Origin of the sequence: Kribbella sp. CA-245084, from assembly GCF_050942355.1 — a bacterium.
Taxonomy (GTDB): Bacteria; Actinomycetota; Actinomycetes; order Propionibacteriales; family Kribbellaceae; genus Kribbella.
Genome location: NZ_CP192053.1, coordinates 7,668,080 through 7,685,226, shown reverse-complemented (window position 1 = coordinate 7,685,226; position 17,147 = coordinate 7,668,080). Strand labels below are relative to the sequence as shown.

Below are 17,147 nucleotides of genomic sequence, written 5' to 3'. Positions count from 1 at the left end.
CGTCGCATGGCGCGGGTCTTGGTGACTGGTATGTCGGGGGCTGGGAAGACGACGGTGCTTGACGAGCTGCGCCGGCGGGGGTGGTTGGCGATCGACACCGACTACGACGGGTGGGTCGGGGCGGACGGTCGTTGGGATGAGCGCCGGATGGATCAGCTACTGGCCGATGAGCCAGATCTGGTTGTTTCGGGGACTGTTGAGAATCAGGGGCGGTTTTACGATCGGTTCGAGCAGGTGGTGTTGATCCGTGCGCCGGTCGAGGTGCTGATCGAGCGGGTCAGTACGCGGACCAACAATCCTTATGGCAGGACGGCGGAGCAGCAGGCCGAGATTGCGGCGTACGTCGAGACTGTGGAGCCGTTGCTCCGGAGCGGCGCGACGGTCGAGTTGGATGGGCGGAAGCCGGTGGGGGAGTTGGCTGATTTGATTGAGGGACTTCAGCGGGGGCAGTGATCGCTGGACCAGGATGGTTCGTCGATCAGTTCGCGGATGATGTCGGCGTGGCCGGCGTGCTGGGCTGTTTCGTTGACCATTCGGATCAGCAGGACGCCTAGGGTCGTGTGCCGGCCGCCCTCGGCCCAATGCGCCACGTGGGCTGGGCTGTTCAGGTTGAGCTCGTTGACGGTGGTGTCTGAGTGAGCGCAAGCCTGCTGGTACGTGCGTACGACGTACTCGCTCGACTCATCCGGCGTGGCCCACATGTCGATCTCGGTCGACGGGTCGTCGCGGAACCACGACGGGCGCTCGATCGGCGGGCGGCCGAGCGACTCCCCGAGGTACCCGTACTCCAAGCCGGCCAGATGCTTCAACAGCCCGAGCAGATTCGTACCGCTCGGAGTCAGCGGACGCCGCCGGTCGTACTCCGACAGCCCGTCCAACTTCGCCACCATCACAGCCCGACTCCCTTGCAGCGCCTTCAACAACTCACCCTTCATGCCGCACCTCAACCGACAGCCTCGTCAGCAACTGGCCGAGTTGTGGGGGGAAGATGGTTTCTGTTGTGGTGAGGAGGTCCTGGGCGTGCCACCAGCGGAAGCCGAGGATGGTGCGGGCTTCGTGGGGGCTCAGGTTTGCCGGTGCGGGGGTGAAGTGTTCGACGCGGTGCAGGAGCCATTCTTCGTGTACGTCGAATGCCTGGCCGTTGAACTCGTAGCGGTGATCGCGGCGCCAGACCGGCGTACCGGCCGGAAGATCAACCAAACCAGTCTCTTCGTAGGTCTCGCGTGCGGCCGCCAGTTGCAGAGATTCGCCGGGCTCGACGCCGCCGCCGACCGGGTACCAGCACTCGGCGTGTGACTTCGGGTCCTTGGCGTGGATGAGGAGTACGCGATCGTCGGGGTCGAGCAGGATCAGCTTGACCGCCAGCCTCACCACGCTGTCGCTCCGCGGCTCGACCCTACGGTCTTGCGGCAGCAGGGGGTTCGGCCTTGGGGCGGTCATCGGCTAGCAAGGAAGTCGCGGATGTGGCCTGCCCAGGTGTCGGGTTTTTCGAAGTGGCACATGTGGGCTGTGTTGGGGATGACGATCAGCTTGCTGGGGACGGCGGTGTGGAGGCGGTGGGCTAGCTGGACGGGGAAGCCCATGTCGTATTCGCCGTGAGGATGAGGGTTGGTTTGTTGAAGGTGCGGAGGATTTGTTCGGCGTCGCCTTCGAACCACGGGTGCATGAGGCCTTTGATTGCGCGTTCTTCGGACCAGTCGCCTAGGTCGGTGCCTAGGGAGTTGAGGAGGTCGAGGTACGCCGGTGCGAGGTCGAGGTCCCAGACGAAGATCGTCGAGTTGCGCAGGGCCCCATCGGCTTCGTCCTCGATGCGTTGGCGGCGGTGGTACTCGGGCCAGTCGGCCAAGTAGACGGCGTTGTCTGCGGACGTGTACGCCGATGTGGAGGCGAGCACCAACCGGCGTACCTGCTCGGGATGTTTGTCGACGAAGCCCATCGCGGCGCGGCCGCCCGTCGAGAACCCGAGCAGGTCGACCTGCCCGAGATCGAGTCGATCGATCAGGCGATGCGCATCGCGTACGACGTACTCCGGTTGGAGCTCGTCGTCGGGCAGGCCGCGGCTGCTCCGCCCGCACCCGCGGAAGTCGAACAGTACGACGTGGTGATCGCGGGCCAGCGGCTCGAATCCGGGCAGGAGATACCCGTGGCCGACGTCCGGGCCGCCGTGGATCACCACCAGCGAAGGCTTGTCGGTCCGCTGCCCGAGCTCGCGCACGAACAGTGTCACGTCGCCGACATCCACCAACGAATCACGCATGCAGCGAGGATGCCAGGCCCCTCCGACATACTTGGCCGATGCAGGAGGAGCTGGAGAAGGCGACGTGGACCGATGCCGACTTCGACGTGATGGGCTGGCACGACTGCCGTGTGCATGCCGTGAGCATCGGCGTGCGGGAGGGCAACTTCCCGTGGAATCGGGTGCTCCTCGACCTCGACTACATCGTGAAATGGGTCGATCCGGCGCCCGGCGAAAGGCACTTCAGCTTCTGGATCGCCCCGGCGACGCTCGTGTTCGACGAGGTATGGGACATCACCGGCCAACTCGACCCGATGAATGACCTACTGGAGATCGCCGGCCTCTACCGTCTCGCCTCACCCGACCACAACCCGGACCCGGTATGGCACGTCGACGGCCAGAACTTCGACCTCCGGCTGCGCGCGTCGGCGTACACGCAGTACCTCCGCAAACCCCCGATCCACAGCGCCAAAGCGCAGTACCTGACCCAAACCGAACGCGGCGGACTGAGCTTCGCCGAACAATCCTTCAGCTGAGGTGTGTATGCCGCTGTCAGACGGTTTTCTGCGGGAGCAGTTGTGTGGGTACGGCGACGCGGAGCAGATCGACATCGGGATGCAGGGGGCGGTCTATCGGCTTGGTGGGGAGAAGGTCGCGAAGATCTGGTTCGATGCCGGCGAGGAGGAGCTGCGGAGGCTGGGCGAGTTGTACGGTGCGATCGAAGGGCGGTTGCCATTTCGTACGCCGCGGATGCTCGAGCTGCTTCGACCGGGCCCGTACTGCGTGACGATCGAGGCCGAGCTACCCGGCGTACCGCTGCATACCGTCGCCCCGGCGTTCGGGGAGGCGGGGTGGGAGCGGGCGCGGAACTGCGTTGTCGACGTACTCGCGGCGCTTGCGGAGATCGAGGCGCCTGAGGTGCTGCGTCGGATGACGGTGCTCGACGAGGCCGACCCGTTCAGGCCCGAGGGAGTGTCGTGGATCGAGGCGTTGACAGGGCTCGTACGTCGACGCCTACAGCGCTTCGACGATCAGCTCCGCGCCGTCATCGACGACTTCGACGCCAAGGTCGAGCTGCTGCTGAACCAGCTGGCCGAGCTGAAGGAGCCGGAGACCCGGCTCGTGCACGGCGACGTGACCGCGGGCAACATCCTCGTCGACCAGGACCTCTGGCCTGTGGCGCTGCTCGATCTCGGCCTGCTGACGATGCCCGGCGACCCGGTCTTCGATGCGGCCGCGGCTGCCGGCTTGTACGAGATCTGGTCGCCCAGGGTTCGCGAGGTCGAGGCGGCGTTCGACCAGGCGTTCGTCGAGCAGCTCGGGTACGACGCTGAGCAACTCCTGCTCTACCGCCGTATCCATTCCCTCGCCATCAGCAACCTGCATGAGAACGACCCGTACAACCGGGCCAGCCACCTGCCGCTGACTGCAAGCTTGTTCAATCGATGATGCAGAAGACCGTGCCGTCGGGGGACTTGAGGACGACGAAGTCGGCGTTCGGCGGGTAGGGCCAGTCTTCGACCCGTTCGGCGCCGAGGGAGATGAGGCGGTCCACTTCGGCTTCCAGGGTTGAGGATTCGTGATCGAACCACAGGTCCAGATGGGTGCGGTCGGTCTCGTCGAGGTGGAGGCGGGTGGGCCGGGCGGTCGGCGGCGGGATGAGGAAGTCGGGGTTGCCGTCGGTGGTGAAACCGAGAGCCTGACTCCAGAACTCGGCGGCAGGGCCGGTTTTCGGGACGTTCAGGATGATTGCTCCGAGGGTGAGGGCCATGGTTCCCAGACTCGCAGAGTTTGGGGTGTAACGCAGCGGTCGGGTGACAGCGTCGGAAGGGGTGTACGTGACGCTGACTCGGAGGGAACCGTTGTGAGACTGAAGAAAAGCATCGTCACCGCGATCACCGGAATCATCGCGACCGCACTGGCAACGCAAGCCGCCGCCGCAGGGCCGTTGCAGTGGGCAACGACTCCGACGCATCGGCAGCCGGCGACGTTCAACGACGTGGCGAGCGGAGCGGGCGGCACCTGGGCCGTCGGCGGCGATCAGGTCGACGACTTCGCCGACCAGCGCCCGTTGGCGATGCGGTGGGACGGGAAGACCTGGAAGGCGACCGCGCAGCCGGTGACGACGAACGCGACGCTGGAGAGCGTCGCGGTCGGTACTGCGGCCAACGTCTGGGCGGTCGGTGAGGACCGGACGGATCCCGAGGCGACCAAACCGCTCGCGATGCACTGGAACGGTACGAAATGGCAGGTCGTGAAGCCGCCCGCCGTACCGACCGGATCCTTCGACGATGTCGTGATCGCGCCGGACGAGTCGGTCTGGGTCGCCGGGTGGGCGAACGTCGGCGGCACCGAGCGAGCCGTCGTCTACCGGTACGCCGGCGGGAAGTGGCACCCGCTCTACACCGGCCTCGAGAACTCGATCAACGCCAACGTCCTCGCCGTACTGTCCGCGAACGACGCGTGGCTCGGCCTGAACGCGGGCCTCGCGCACTTCGACGGCAAGCGCTGGACCCTGGTGAAGGACGTACCGGTCGACGGCTCCCAGATCCCGACCGGCATCGCAGCCGCCGGCCCGAAGAACATCTGGCTTGTCGGCGTCCAGTACGCCGCCGGGATCGCCCCGCTCGCCCTCCACTACAACGGCACGAACTGGACCCAGGTCCCGGTCCCCGCGGGCATGGCCCAGCTGTACGACGTCGTACTCCGCAACAACCACCCCATCGCCGTCGGCGAACGCTTCGAAGCCGACAACTCAACCGCCAAGCCCTACGTCCTCGAACTCACCGGCTCCAAGTTCACCCAAGCCCCCGCCCCGAAGGCCCCAACCGGCACCCTGACCGGTGTCACAGCCGCAAGTGACCGAATCTGGACAGTTGGCATGACGGCAACCTCCGCCGCGTCCCCATTCGCCGCCTTGGCCGCCTACACCCCCTGATCGGTCACTGAGCGTCCCGGGCGCGACGGAGGGTGAGATCGGTCTCGTGGAGGGCGGGGTGGGGTTCGGATCTTGAGCAAGTAGGCTTGCGCGGGCACTGCATCGGGTGCCCATGCTGATACTTGTTGAAAGAAACTCGCAGGGAACTCGAGGAGAAGACCGCGTGACTTCCCATCGCCCCGCGGCGGTCGTGATCATGGCCGCCGGTATGGGTACCCGAATGAAATCGGCGATCCCGAAGATGTTGCACGAGATCGGCGGGCGCAGTCTCGTCGGGCACGTGCTGGTCGCCTCCCGGGCGCTCGAGCCCGAGCACCTCGTTGTCGTGGTCGGCAGCGGCCGCGACCTGGTCGAGGCCCACCTCAAGGCGCTGGACCCGGATGTGAAGACGGCCGTCCAGGAGCAGCAGTTGGGTACCGGGGACGCCGTGCGGGCCGGGCTGAGCGCTGTACCGCAGGACTTCGACGGCTCGGTGATCGTCACCTCCGGCGACGTACCGCTGCTGGAGGCGGAGACCCTGCACGGGCTGGTCGCCGACCACGACAAGCAGGGCAACGCGGTTACCGTGCTGACCGCGCACGTTCCGGACCCGACCGGCTACGGCCGGATCATCACCGGCCCGGACGGTGCCTTCGAGGCGATCGTCGAGCACAAGGACGCCTCTCCCGAGCAGCGTCTGGTCGACGAGATCAACGCCGGTATCTACGTCTTCGACGCGATCACTCTGCGTGACGGTCTCAGCCGCCTCACCACGGACAACGCCCAGGGTGAGCTGTACCTGACCGACGTCATCTCGATCGCCCGGAACGACGGCAAGCGCGTCGGCGCGCATGTCACCGACGACGCGATGCAGACCGAGGGCGTCAACAACCGTGTCCAGCTCGCCACGCTGGGTGCGGAGCTGAACCGCCGTACGCTCCTCAAGCACATGCTCGAGGGCGTCACGATCGTCGACCCGAACACCACCTGGATCGACTCCACCGTCGAGCTGGCCCGCGACGTCACCCTGCTGCCGAACATCCAGCTGCACGGCGCCACCACGGTCGGCAGCGGTACGACGATCGGCCCGGACACCACGCTGACGGACATGGAGATCGGCGCGAACGCCACGATCATCCGCACCCACGGCTCGCTGTCGGTGATCGGCGACGGCGCGTCCGTCGGCCCGTTCGCGTACCTGCGCCCGAACACCAGGCTGGGCGTGAAGGGCAAGATCGGCACGTTCGTCGAGACCAAGAACTCCACCATCGGCGACGGCGCCAAGGTCCCGCACCTGACGTACGCCGGGGACGCGACGATCGGCGACGGCGCGAACATCGGCGCCGGCACGATCTTCGCGAACTACGACGGCGTCGCGAAGCACCCGACCCACGTCGGCAAGCACTCGTTCATCGGCAGCAACTCGGTCATCGTCGCCCCGCGGACGATCGCGGACGGCGCCTACCTGGCGGCCGGTACGGCGCTGACCGAGGACGTCGGCCCGGGCGAGATCGCGGTCGCACGCGGGCGGCAGCGCAACATCAAGGGCTGGGTCGCGCGTAAGCGGGCCGGCACCAAGACCGCTCAGGCGGCCGAAGCGGCGTTGGCCGAACAGGCCGGCGACGAGCAGTCCTGACCAGCAGAACAACGGGAGGCGCGGCGATGAGCGGGATGAAACGAACCACCGAGAAGAACCTGATGGTCTTCTCCGGCCGGGCGCATCCCGCGTTGGCCGCGCAGGTCTCCGAGGAGCTCGGCAGCGGCCTGGTTCCGACGCAGGCGTACGACTTCGCCAACGGCGAGATCTACGTCCGGTTCGAGGAGTCGGTCCGGGGCAGCGACGCGTTCGTGATCCAGAGCCACACCTCGCCGATCAACGAGTGGATCATGGAGCAGCTGATCATGGTCGACGCGCTGAAGCGGGCGTCGGCCAAGCGGATCACCGTGGTGCTCCCGTTCTACGGGTACGCGCGACAGGACAAGAAGCACCGCGGCCGCGAACCGATCTCGGCCCGGCTGATGGCCGACCTGTTCAAGACCGCGGGCGCGAACCGGCTGATCTGCGTCGACCTGCACACCTCGCAGATCCAGGGCTTCTTCGACGGCCCGGTGGACCACCTGATGGCGCTGCCGATCCTCAGTGACTACGTCGGGCAGAAGTACGGCGACCAGCAGCTGGCCGTGGTCTCGCCGGACGCCGGCCGGATCAAGGTGGCCGAGCAGTGGTCGGCCCGCCTCGGCGGTGCGCCGCTGGCATTCATCCACAAGACCCGTGACATCGACCGCCCGAACGAGACGGTCGCGAACCGGGTCGTCGGTGAGGTCAAGGGCCGGGTCTGCATCCTGGTCGACGACATGATCGACACCGCCGGCACGATCACCAAGGCCGCCGACGCCCTGTACGCCGAGGGCGCCGCCGGGGTGGTGATCGCCGCGACCCACGCGATCCTGTCCGGTCCGGCGGTGGACCGGCTGAAGAACTGCCAGGCCAGCGAGGTCATCGTCACCAACACGCTCCCGATCGCGGAGGACCGCCGCTTCGACAAGCTCACCGAGCTGTCGATCGCGCCGCTGATCAGCCGAGCCATCCGCGAGGTCTTCGAGGACGGCTCGGTGACCAGCCTGTTCGAGGGCCGCGCCTAAACAGCACTGCTACGACGCCAGGCGTAGTACGCCGTACCGATGGACGCCGCGCACATCGGTACGGCGGTGAGCAGGCCGACCCAGCCGTTGCCGGGGATGACGAAGGTCAGCACGATCGTCAGCCACAGCACCGGGATCCAGCGCGGTACGGCGTGCGACCGGAACAGCCCGACCGCCTGGACGAGCGTGCCGAGTGCGACCAGCAGCGATCCGATCATCAGCGGGCCCAGCAGATGCAGGGTGTCGTCGCCGATGCGGTCCATCGCCGACGGATCGACGCCGGGAGCGGTAGCGAAGTAGTACGCCGCTGCCCAGCCGCCCACGCCGACGGCGTACAGCGCCGTACCGATCCACATGATCAGGCCGCCGACCGTCGCCCAGGCTGCACCGCGGCGGCGGACGAGGTAGACGGTGAGCAGTGCCTGGGCCAGGACGTTGAGCACCAGGTTGGCGCTGAGGAAGACGAGCAGTCCCCACCAGCGGTCGCGGAGCGGCTGGATGTCGCCGTACGCGTAGGTGTCGCCGCCGCCGGAAGGCTCCGGCCAGAGGACTCCACCGGGCAGGGCGAGGACGGCGCTGGTCGCGAGGATCAGGCCGGCGATCCCGATGCGCCGGCGGGTGATGGGATCGGCAGTCGGTACGGCTGGCTGCCTGGTGGTTTCCGTGGACATGGTGTGGGCCCCCTTGATGAGTTCTGACAGTTCAGGGAACCGGTCAGCACCGGGGTGACACATCGGAGCGGCCACGGAGACAGATCTCCGTGCTGGCTCGGAGCCGTGGAGGCGAATCGCGGCCTTACCCTGACGACATGCGGTGGCCACGGTGGGTCGCGCTCGGTCTCTCCCTGCTCGTCCTGGCGATGGTCGTGGGGAGTAGCTGGCTCCTGATCGCCTACCGCACCGGTCCGCACACGCTGCGGAACTACATCGGCCTGGGCGGTGTCGCGACGGCCACCGCCGTGCTGGGGCTCGTGATCAGCCTGCGGGTCCCGCGCAACGCTGTCGGGGCGCTTCTGACCTGGGTCGGTGCGACAGCGGTCTTCCTGGCTTCGCGTGACGTCTACTTCAGCGCTGTGGTGAGTGATCCGGGCAGACTGCCGCTGGACAGCCGGGTGGTCGCGTGGTTCGACGAGAGCGGCTGGTGGCTGTTCGTCGCGGTCGGTCTGTTGCTGCTGTACTTCCCGAACGGCCGGCTACCCGGTCCGCGCTGGCGCGTGCTTCCACCTGTCCTGGTGCTGCTCGGCGCTGCCCAGCAAGTGTTCGGCGCCTTCAACTCGACGCCGTTCCTCGAGCCTCTACAAGATCTGCCCAGGCCGTATGCCCCGATGCCGTTGCCGCTCAAGATCCTCAGCGGGGCCGCTTTCGGTGCGCTGCTCGTTGCGCTGATCGCGGTCGCAGTCTCAGTGGTCCTGCGGTACCGCCGAGCCGACAGCAGGATGCGGGCGCAGGTGAAATGGCTCTCGCTGGCCGGTCTGGCCGCTGTGCTCTACCCGTTCGTCTGCGGGGCCGAGCTGATCATCACCGGCCACACCGGCGTCATCGCCACTGTCTTCGGCGTGGTCGCATTGGTGAGCCTCCCCGTGTCGGTCGCTATCGCGATGCTCCGCCACGAGTTGTACGACGTCGATCGCGTGCTGGCCGACACCGTCACCTACGGCATCGTCACAGTCGTCCTGCTCGGCACGTACGCCGCTGCCGCCGTCTCGCTCGGACTGATCATCAGTGACTCAGCAGTCGTAGCTGCCGCAGCTACGGCCGTGTGTGCGCTGCTCCTGTCTCCACTGCGGTCCCGCTTGCAGGGCTGGGTCGACAGGCGCCTCTACCCGCCACGGCGTGCAGCCCTGCTGGCGATTGAGGACCTGCAGCGGCGGATCCACACTGAGCAGGCGCAGCCGGAGGAGTTGGAGGCCGCTCTGCGTACTGCGTTGCGCGATCCCGGCCTACGAGTCGGGCTCCTCGTCCCAGGAGCATCCGGCTTCGTGGACGCTGCTGGTACGCCGGTCCGCCGGCCACAGCTCGTGCCGGTGATGCTGGGCGGTGCGCAGATCGGCGTACTGGCGTCTGACGGGCTGAATCCCGCAGTACTGAAGGCTGTGGCGGCTGGGGCGGCCAGTCTGGTCGAGGTGACGCGGCTGCGCGCGGAGCTGGCTGGTGCGCTGCGTGAGGTCGAGGCCAGCCGGACGCGGCTCGTCCAGGCGGGTGATGCCGAACGGCGGAGGCTGGAGCGGGACCTGCACGACGGAGCTCAGCAGCGGCTGGTGTCGCTCGGGATGGCGATGCGGTTGGCTCAGCGGCACCTGGACGACGGGACAGTCGACGTCGACGGGCTGCTGGACCAGGGGGTCGCGGAGTTGGCCACCGCGGTCGCCGAACTGCGCCAGATCGCGCACGGGCTGCGTCCGACCAGCCTGGACGACGGATTGCAGGCTGCGCTGAGTGCGATCACGCAGTCGTTGCCGATTCCGGTCCGGCTGCAGATTCCGTCCGATCTGCCGGAGGAGCTGGCGACCACGGCGTACTTCGTTGCGGCCGAGGCGGTCACCAACGCGGCGAAGTACGCGAATGCGACGGCGATCGCGGTCCGAGTTGCTCGGGCGGGTGACGAGGTGACGGTGCGGATCGAGGACGACGGGTGCGGGGGAGCATCGCCTCGGCCCGGCTCAGGTCTGAGCGGGTTGCTCGACCGGGTCGCGGCGGTCGGCGGTTCGCTGGAGCTCCGCAGCCCGGCCGGACGCGGTACGACGGTGGAAGTGGTGCTGCCGTGCGGATCGTGATCGGGGAGGATTCGGCGTTGTTCCGGGAGGGGCTTGCGCGGTTGCTGGCCGATGCAGGGCACGAGATCGCGGGCCTGGCGGTGGATACTCCGAGCCTGATGACGACGGTTGCCCAGACGGCGCCGGATCTGGCGCTGATCGACATCCGGATGCCGCCGGACCACACCGACGACGGCGCCCGGGCGGCGCGCCGGCTGCGGATGCAGAACCCAGAGCTCGGCATCGTGCTGCTGTCCCAGCACGTCGAGACGCGGCACTCGGTCGAGCTCGTCGCGACCGGCCGGTTCGGGTACCTGCTGAAGGATCGCGTGCTCGCCGTGGACCAGTTCCTCGACGCGCTCGACCGTGTCGCCGCCGGCGGGTCCGCGCTCGACCCCGAGGTGGTCGCACGGTTGATCGGGCGCCAGCGCGCCGACGATCGCCTTGCGCCGTTGACGCCGCGCGAGCGTGAGGTACTCGCCTTGATGGCCGAAGGCTGCACGAACGTCGGCATCAGCCGGCGGCTGTTCCTGACCGAACGGACCGTCGAGACGCACGTCGGCAGCATCCTGGCGAAGCTCGGACTGCTCACCAACGACGAGCAGCACCGCCGCGTGCTGGCAGTCCTCGCGTACCTCGGCGGGCACTAGATTGGCGGCATGCGAATCGCCGTCTTCCATCCCGGCGCCATGGGCTCGAAGCTCGCCAAGCAACTGGTCGCTGCCGGTCACGAGGTGCATTGGGTCCCCGAGGGACGCAGCGAGGCTTCACAGCAGCGCGCCGAAGACGCCGGCCTGATCGGTACGCCGTTCCCGCGGGCGGTCGAGCTTGCTGACGTCGTCTTGTGCTCGTGCGCTCCACAGGGAGCCGTGGACATCGCCAAGCAGGTCGGCAGCGTGGGCTTCAACGGTCTGTACGTCGAGGCGAACCCGCTGTCGCCGATGTCGCTGCGCGAGGCCCAGTCCGCCGTACCGGATGCGACCTTCGTCGACGCCGGCGTGGTCGGGCCGCCGCCGACCGGTGGACCGAGCCCGACGCATCTGATGCTGTCCGGTATTGCGGCCGCCGAGGTCGCTGCGCTGTGGGACGGGACCGCGGTCACCCCGATGGTGGTCGGCACGGAGCCGGGTGCGGCGAGCGCGGCGAAGTCGTCGTACGCGCTCTACAACAAGGGCAAGGCAGCGCTGGCGGTGCTGGCGTTCCAGCTGGCCGAGAAGCACGGCGTGACCGAGGCGCTCGTCGCGCAGCAAACCCGCGCCGACGGCGGTTCCCTCAAGGACCCGACGCTCCCCGACCAGCTCCGCAGCGTCGCCTGGCGCTGGGGCCCCGAGTTCGACGAACTAGCCGAAACCCTCGACAACGCCGGCCTCGAAGGCAACGCCGCCCGCGCCCTCCGAGAGGTCTGGACCAAACTCACCTGACCCGCGGCAACGTACGGGCGGAAACGGGTCACCGGAACTGCCGCCGCGCGGGGAGCAAAGTGCCTTGGAAGCACGATTTCCCGTCTGGGCGGAGTGGTGGGTAGACTGTTTTGGTTGCCTCGGCGAGGGACGCCCCCCGAGAAGTGCAGGGCGCGGCTCCGTGATCGACGCGGTGGTTCGTTGCCTGACGCCTTCTCCGGGGTCAGCAGGCGCCCGCTGAGGCCGCAGCCGAGTTCCATACAGACAACTGATCACCGCAACGCTTTTAGGAGTTCATCTCGTGGCCGAGGTCAAGATCCAAGCCGAATCGCGTACGGAGTTCGGCAAGGGGGCTGCCCGCCGAATCCGCCGGGACAACAAGGTTCCCGCTGTCCTCTACGGCCACGGCAGTGACCCGGTGCACATCACGCTGCCCGGTCACGACACCATGCTGGCCCTGAAGACCGCCAACGCCCTGCTGATGATCGAGGTCGAGGGCGGAGAGTCCCACCTCGCGCTGCCGAAGCAGGTCCAGCGCGACCCGATCAAGGGCTTCATCGAGCACGTCGACCTCGTCATCGTCCGCCGTGGCGAGAAGGTCCAGGTCGACATCGCCGTCCACCTCGAGGGCGAGGCCGTCAGCGACGCCCTGGTCGTCCTGGAGGCGCAGAGCATCCTGGTCGAGGCCGAGGCGACGCACATCCCCGACGGCGTCACCGTCTCGATCGAGGGCCTGGAGGTCGGCGCCCAGATCCACGCCTCCGACCTGAAGCTCCCGACCGGTACGACGCTGGCGATCGAGCCGGACACCCTGGTCGTGAACATCACCGCGCAGCCGACCGCGGAGCAGCTCGAGGGCGAGACCGAGGGCGAAGAGGCCGCCGCCGCCGCCGACTCGGCCGCGGAGCCGGTGGCCGCCGCAGCCGAGTAGTCTGCACTCGGCATCAGCAGCCGAACTTCAGGAGGGCCGGGATCCGTGGCGGACGACGTGTGGTTGGTCGTCGGACTGGGGAATCCCGGCCCTTCCTATGCCCGCACCCGGCACAACATCGGTCACCTGGTGGCCGATGAGCTGGCGGCCCGGACCGGCGGCAAGTGGAAGCAGAGCAAGCAGGTCAAGGCCGAGGTGATCGAGACCCGGATCAGCGGCCTGCGGACGGTGCTGGCCAAGCCCCGCGCGTACATGAACGAGTCCGGCGGCCCGATCTCCGGCCTGCTGAAGTTCTTCAAGCTCGACCCGGCCAACCTGCTCGTCGTCCACGACGAGCTCGACATCGACTTCGGCGTACTGCGGTGCAAGTTCGGCGGCGGGGACAACGGCCACAACGGGCTCAAGTCGCTGCGGAAATCGCTTGGCACCGGTGAGTACTATCGAGTGCGGTTCGGTGTGGGTCGTCCGCCGGGCCGGCAGGCGCCCGCCGACTTCGTCCTCAACGAGTTCTCCTCGACCGAACGCAAGGATCTTCCGTTCGCCGTCGACCGGACCGCGGACGCCGTCGAGTCCCTGCTCACCGACGGCCTCGACGCCACCCAAGGGCGGTACAACTCGTGACGATGGACAACTCGTGAATCTGACCGGCCTGGTAGACACCCTGATCACCGATCCGGTGGTGTCCGAGGCCGTCCGTGACGCCCGCAGTGACGGTGTCACGACCCTCGACCTGAGCGCGCCCGGCCCGGTGCGCCCGGTCCTGCTCGCCGCGATCGCAGCAGCACAGAACGGCGCCGACCGGCCGGTCCTCGCGGTCACGGCCACCTTCCGCGAGGCCGAGGAGCTCGCCGAGGAGCTGCAGTGCCTCGTCGAGGAGCCCAGCACGGTCGCCTACTACCCGGCGTGGGAGACCCTCCCGCACGAGCGCCTCTCGCCGCGTTCCGACACGGTCGGCCGGCGTCTCGCCGTACTGCGACGTCTCGTGCACCCGGATCCGTCCGACGAGACCACCGGACCGATCAAGATCCTGGTCGCGCCCGTGCGGTCGGTGCTGCAGCCGCAGGTGGCCGGCCTGGCCGACCTGAAGCCGGTGCAGTTGCACGTCGGCGACTCGGTCGAGCTCGAGGACGTTGTCGAGCGGCTCGCCGGAGCGGCGTACCACCGGGTCGATCTGGTCGAGCGCCGTGGTGAGTTCGCGGTCCGCGGCGGCATCATCGACGTGTTCCCGCCGACCGAGGAACACCCGCTGCGGGTCGACTTCTTCGGCGACGACATCGAGGAGATCCGGTACTTCGCGGTCGCCGACCAGCGCTCGCTGGACATCGCCGAGCACGGGCTCTGGGCGCCACCCTGCCGTGAGCTGCTGCTGACGGACGAGGTCCGCTCGCGCGCCGCCGTACTGGCGAAGGAACACCCCGAGCTGGCCGAGCTGTTCGAGAAGCTCGCCGAGGGGCATGCCGTCGAGGGTATGGAGGCACTGGCGCCGGTCCTCGTCGACGACATGGAGCTGCTGGTCGACCTGATGCCGGCCGGTGCGCACGTCATCGTCAGCGACCCCGAGCGGGTCCGAGCCCGGGCACACGATCTGGTCGCGACCAGCCAGGAGTTCCTGGAGGCGTCGTGGGCCGCGGCCGCCGGTGGTGGCGAGGCCCCGATCGACCTCGGCGCAGCGGCGTACATGTCGCTCGGTGACGTCCGGTCGCAGGCCCTGGGCAAGGGTCTGGCCTGGTGGAGCCTCTCGCCGTTCGCGGCGGCGCCGACGGACCTGCCTGAGCTTCGGGACTCGATGGGCGAGCGGATCTCGTTCGACATCGATGCCGAGGCCGGGGCGGTCACGAGCAAGATCCTCGCGGTCCACGAAGTCGATCCGTACCGCGGTGAGACGGCGGCCGCGGCCGAGGACATCCGCGGCTGGCTGCGGGACGGCTGGCGCGTCGTCTGCGTCACCGAAGGACACGGTCCCGCGCAGCGCCTGGCCGAGGTGTTCTCCGAGGCCGAGCTGCCGGCGCGCGTGGTCGAAGGGATCGAGGAGATCCCGGAGCCCGGCGTCGTACTGATCTCGCAGGGACAGCTGGACCACGGGTTCATTGCTGAGGGCATCAAGTTCGCCGTACTCACCGAGAACGACCTGGCCGGCCAGCGGTCCGCGGCCGAACGCCGTTCCCAGCAACGGATGCCGTCGCGCCGGAAGAAGACGATCGACCCGCTGGAGCTGCAGCCCGGCGACTACGTCGTCCACGAGCAGCACGGCGTCGGCCGGTACGTCGAGATGATGCAGCGCACGGTCGGATCGGGCTCCCAGAAGGCCACCCGCGAGTACGTCGTGATCGAGTTCGCGCCGAGCAAGCGCGGTCAACCGGGCGACCGGCTGTACGTGCCGACCGACCAGCTCGACCAGGTCACGCGGTACGTCGGCGGCGAGCAGCCGACGCTGGACAAGATGGGCGGCGGCGACTGGGCCAAGCGCAAGGGCCGCGCCCGCAAGGCCGTCCGCCAGATCGCCGGCGAGCTGATCAAGCTGTACGCCGCACGCCAGGCGACCAAGGGGCACGCCTTCGCCAAGGACACCCCGTGGCAGCGCGAGCTCGAGGACGCGTTCCCGTTCGTGGAGACGCCGGACCAGCTCGCCACGATCGACGACGTCAAGCACGACATGGAACGCGTCATGCCGATGGACCGGATCGTCTGCGGTGACGTCGGCTACGGCAAGACCGAGATCGCCGTACGGGCCGCGTTCAAGGCAGTGCAGGACGGCAAGCAGGTCGCCGTACTCGTGCCGACCACCCTGCTCGTGCAGCAGCACTACGCGACCTTCGCCGAGCGGTACGCCGCCTTCCCGGTGAACGTCGCGCCGTTGTCGCGGTTCCAGACCGACAAGGAGGCGAAGGCAACGATCGACGGCCTCGCCGACGGGTCGGTCGACGTGGTGATCGGGACGCACCGGCTGTTCAGCGGTGAGGTCGCGTTCAAGGATCTCGGCCTGGTCGTCGTCGACGAGGAGCAGCGGTTCGGCGTCGAGCACAAGGAGCAGCTGAAGCGGCTGCGCACGGCCGTCGACGTGCTGACGATGTCCGCGACGCCGATCCCGCGGACGCTGGAGATGTCGATCACCGGCATCCGCGAGATGTCGACGATCGCGACCCCGCCCGAGGAGCGGCACCCGGTGCTGACCTTCGTCGGCGCGTACGACGAGCACCAGGTGACCGCGGCGATCCGGCGCGAGCTGCTGCGCGAGGGTCAGGTCTTCGTCGTCCACAACCGGGTGAACACGATCGAGAAGGCCGCCGCCCGGATCCGTCAGCTGGTGCCCGAGGCGCGGGTGTCGGTCGCGCACGGCCAGATGAACGAGCACACGCTCGAGAACGTGATCCAGGGCTTCTGGGAGAAGCAGTCCGACGTGATCGTCTGTACGACGATCGTCGAGTCCGGGATCGACATCTCGAACGCGAACACGATGATCGTCGAGCGCTCCGACCTGCTCGGCCTGTCGCAGCTGCACCAGCTCCGCGGTCGCGTCGGCCGTGGCCGCGAGCGCGCGTACGCCTACTTCTTCTTCCCGCCGGAGAAGCCGCTCACCGAGACCGCGCACGACCGGCTGGCCACGATCGCGCAGCACGCCGATCTCGGCGGCGGTATGGCGGTCGCGATGAAGGACCTCGAGATCCGCGGCGCGGGCAACCTGCTCGGCGGCGAGCAGTCCGGGCATATCGCGGACGTCGGGTTCGACCTGTACGTCCGGCTGGTCGGCGAGGCGGTCGCGGAGTACCGCGGCGACACCCAGGCGGAGGAGCCCGAGGTCAAGATCGAGGTGCCGATCGACGCGCACCTGCCGCACGACTACATCCCGTCCCAGCGGCTGCGGCTCGAGATGTACCAGCGGCTGGCGGCGGTCCGCGACGAGGACGGCATCGCCGAGCTGGTCGAGGAACTGCACGACCGGTACGGCGACATTCCGCAGGCCGTGCTGAACCTGATCGAGGTGGCGAAGTTCCGCAACCACGCCCGCCGGGCGGGGCTGCACGACGTCACGCTGCAGGGGAACATGATCCGGTTCGGGCCGGTCGAGCTACCCGATTCGAAGGTGCTCCGGCTCAACAGGCTGTACCCGAAGAGTCTGGTGAAGCCGCAACTGCATACCATTCTGGTGCCGAGACCTGCCACCAGGCCGGTCGGCGGTCAGCCGCTCCGCGACCAGGAGTTGCTGCAATGGTGCACCCGGTTGATCGACGACGTGATCGCCGAACCTATTGTGGTGCCGGCGTGAAACT

17 protein-coding genes are annotated in these 17,147 nt (G+C 68.1%); 12 read left to right on the top strand and 5 right to left on the bottom strand.

Translation table 11 applies throughout. The features are described 5' to 3' along the window. Positions 1–6: 6 nt before the first annotated feature. Positions 7–453 (top strand): AAA family ATPase, encoded by a 447-nt coding sequence (locus ACQPYH_RS36630; protein WP_432881095.1) that lies wholly within the window; start codon positions 7–9, stop codon positions 451–453. Here the strand turns inward: ACQPYH_RS36630 and ACQPYH_RS36625 are convergent. From ACQPYH_RS36625 to ACQPYH_RS36615, 3 genes are all read right to left on the bottom strand, one after another. Then, positions 438–935 (bottom strand): DinB family protein, encoded by a 498-nt coding sequence (locus ACQPYH_RS36625; RefSeq protein WP_432881093.1) that lies wholly within the window; start codon positions 933–935, stop codon positions 438–440. The genes ACQPYH_RS36630 and ACQPYH_RS36625 overlap by 16 nt on opposite strands. Then, positions 925–1,374, bottom strand: coding sequence for an NUDIX hydrolase (locus ACQPYH_RS36620; protein ID WP_432881090.1), 450 nt, complete (start codon positions 1,372–1,374; stop codon positions 925–927). Before ACQPYH_RS36620 ends, ACQPYH_RS36625 begins: the two co-directional genes overlap by 11 nt. Before the next feature lie 187 nt (positions 1,375–1,561). Beyond that, positions 1,562–2,257, bottom strand: coding sequence for an alpha/beta fold hydrolase (locus ACQPYH_RS36615; RefSeq protein ID WP_432881088.1), 696 nt, complete (start codon positions 2,255–2,257; stop codon positions 1,562–1,564). Between the two features lie 38 nt (positions 2,258–2,295). Here ACQPYH_RS36615 and ACQPYH_RS36610 point away from each other — a divergent pair, with 38 nt between their 5' ends. Continuing rightward, the gene (locus ACQPYH_RS36610) at positions 2,296–2,772 is read left to right on the top strand and encodes a hypothetical protein (protein WP_432881085.1); all 477 of its coding nucleotides are present in this window, start codon (positions 2,296–2,298) and stop codon (positions 2,770–2,772) included. A 7-nt stretch (positions 2,773–2,779) separates the two neighbouring features. Continuing rightward, a complete protein-coding gene (locus tag ACQPYH_RS36605) occupies positions 2,780–3,685 on the top strand; it encodes a phosphotransferase family protein (protein ID WP_432881083.1) in 906 nt (301 codons plus the stop codon). On the opposite strand, the gene ACQPYH_RS36600 is transcribed toward ACQPYH_RS36605, so the two are convergent. Continuing rightward, positions 3,675–4,007, bottom strand: a complete 333-nt coding sequence (locus ACQPYH_RS36600) for a VOC family protein (RefSeq protein WP_432881082.1) — start codon at positions 4,005–4,007, stop codon at positions 3,675–3,677. The genes ACQPYH_RS36605 and ACQPYH_RS36600 overlap by 11 nt on opposite strands. A 93-nt stretch (positions 4,008–4,100) precedes the next feature. Here ACQPYH_RS36600 and ACQPYH_RS36595 point away from each other — a divergent pair, with 93 nt between their 5' ends. The 3 genes from ACQPYH_RS36595 to ACQPYH_RS36585 all read left to right on the top strand — a co-directional run bounded on the left by ACQPYH_RS36595 (position 4,101) and on the right by ACQPYH_RS36585 (position 7,796). Next, entirely contained in the window at positions 4,101–5,174 is a 1,074-nt protein-coding gene (locus ACQPYH_RS36595) for a hypothetical protein (RefSeq protein WP_432881080.1), read from the top strand. A gap of 163 nt (positions 5,175–5,337) precedes the next feature. Further along, entirely contained in the window at positions 5,338–6,789 is a 1,452-nt protein-coding gene (glmU, locus tag ACQPYH_RS36590) for a bifunctional UDP-N-acetylglucosamine diphosphorylase/glucosamine-1-phosphate N-acetyltransferase GlmU (protein ID WP_432881078.1), read from the top strand. Positions 6,790–6,815: 26 nt separating this feature from the next. Next, complete coding sequence (locus tag ACQPYH_RS36585) at positions 6,816–7,796, top strand: ribose-phosphate diphosphokinase (RefSeq protein ID WP_432881076.1); 981 nt, start codon at positions 6,816–6,818, stop codon at positions 7,794–7,796. On the opposite strand, the gene ACQPYH_RS36580 is transcribed toward ACQPYH_RS36585, so the two are convergent. Further along, positions 7,793–8,467, bottom strand: coding sequence for a hypothetical protein (locus ACQPYH_RS36580; protein WP_432881073.1), 675 nt, complete (start codon positions 8,465–8,467; stop codon positions 7,793–7,795). The genes ACQPYH_RS36585 and ACQPYH_RS36580 overlap by 4 nt on opposite strands. 137 nt (positions 8,468–8,604) lie before the next feature. Between ACQPYH_RS36580 and ACQPYH_RS36575 the strand changes: the two genes are divergently transcribed. The 6 genes from ACQPYH_RS36575 (at position 8,605) to mfd (ending at position 17,143) form a co-directional block, all read left to right on the top strand. Then, positions 8,605–10,569: a sensor histidine kinase gene (locus ACQPYH_RS36575; protein ID WP_432881071.1), complete on the top strand. Its 1,965-nt coding sequence runs from the start codon at positions 8,605–8,607 to the stop codon at positions 10,567–10,569. After that, on the top strand, positions 10,557–11,198 hold the full coding sequence (locus ACQPYH_RS36570; RefSeq protein WP_432881068.1) for a response regulator transcription factor: 642 nt from the start codon (positions 10,557–10,559) through the stop codon (positions 11,196–11,198). Before ACQPYH_RS36575 ends, ACQPYH_RS36570 begins: the two co-directional genes overlap by 13 nt. Before the next feature lie 9 nt (positions 11,199–11,207). Continuing rightward, the gene (locus ACQPYH_RS36565) at positions 11,208–11,969 is read left to right on the top strand and encodes an NAD(P)-binding domain-containing protein (RefSeq protein ID WP_432881065.1); all 762 of its coding nucleotides are present in this window, start codon (positions 11,208–11,210) and stop codon (positions 11,967–11,969) included. A 280-nt stretch (positions 11,970–12,249) separates the two neighbouring features. Continuing rightward, positions 12,250–12,879, top strand: a complete 630-nt coding sequence (locus tag ACQPYH_RS36560; protein ID WP_432881063.1) for a 50S ribosomal protein L25/general stress protein Ctc — start codon at positions 12,250–12,252, stop codon at positions 12,877–12,879. A 45-nt stretch (positions 12,880–12,924) separates the two neighbouring features. Further along, entirely contained in the window at positions 12,925–13,500 is a 576-nt protein-coding gene (gene pth, locus ACQPYH_RS36555; protein WP_432881061.1) for an aminoacyl-tRNA hydrolase, read from the top strand. A gap of 13 nt (positions 13,501–13,513) precedes the next feature. Continuing rightward, positions 13,514–17,143 (top strand): transcription-repair coupling factor, encoded by a 3,630-nt coding sequence (gene mfd / locus ACQPYH_RS36550; RefSeq protein ID WP_432881059.1) that lies wholly within the window; start codon positions 13,514–13,516, stop codon positions 17,141–17,143. The last annotated feature ends 4 nt before the right edge of the window (positions 17,144–17,147 follow it).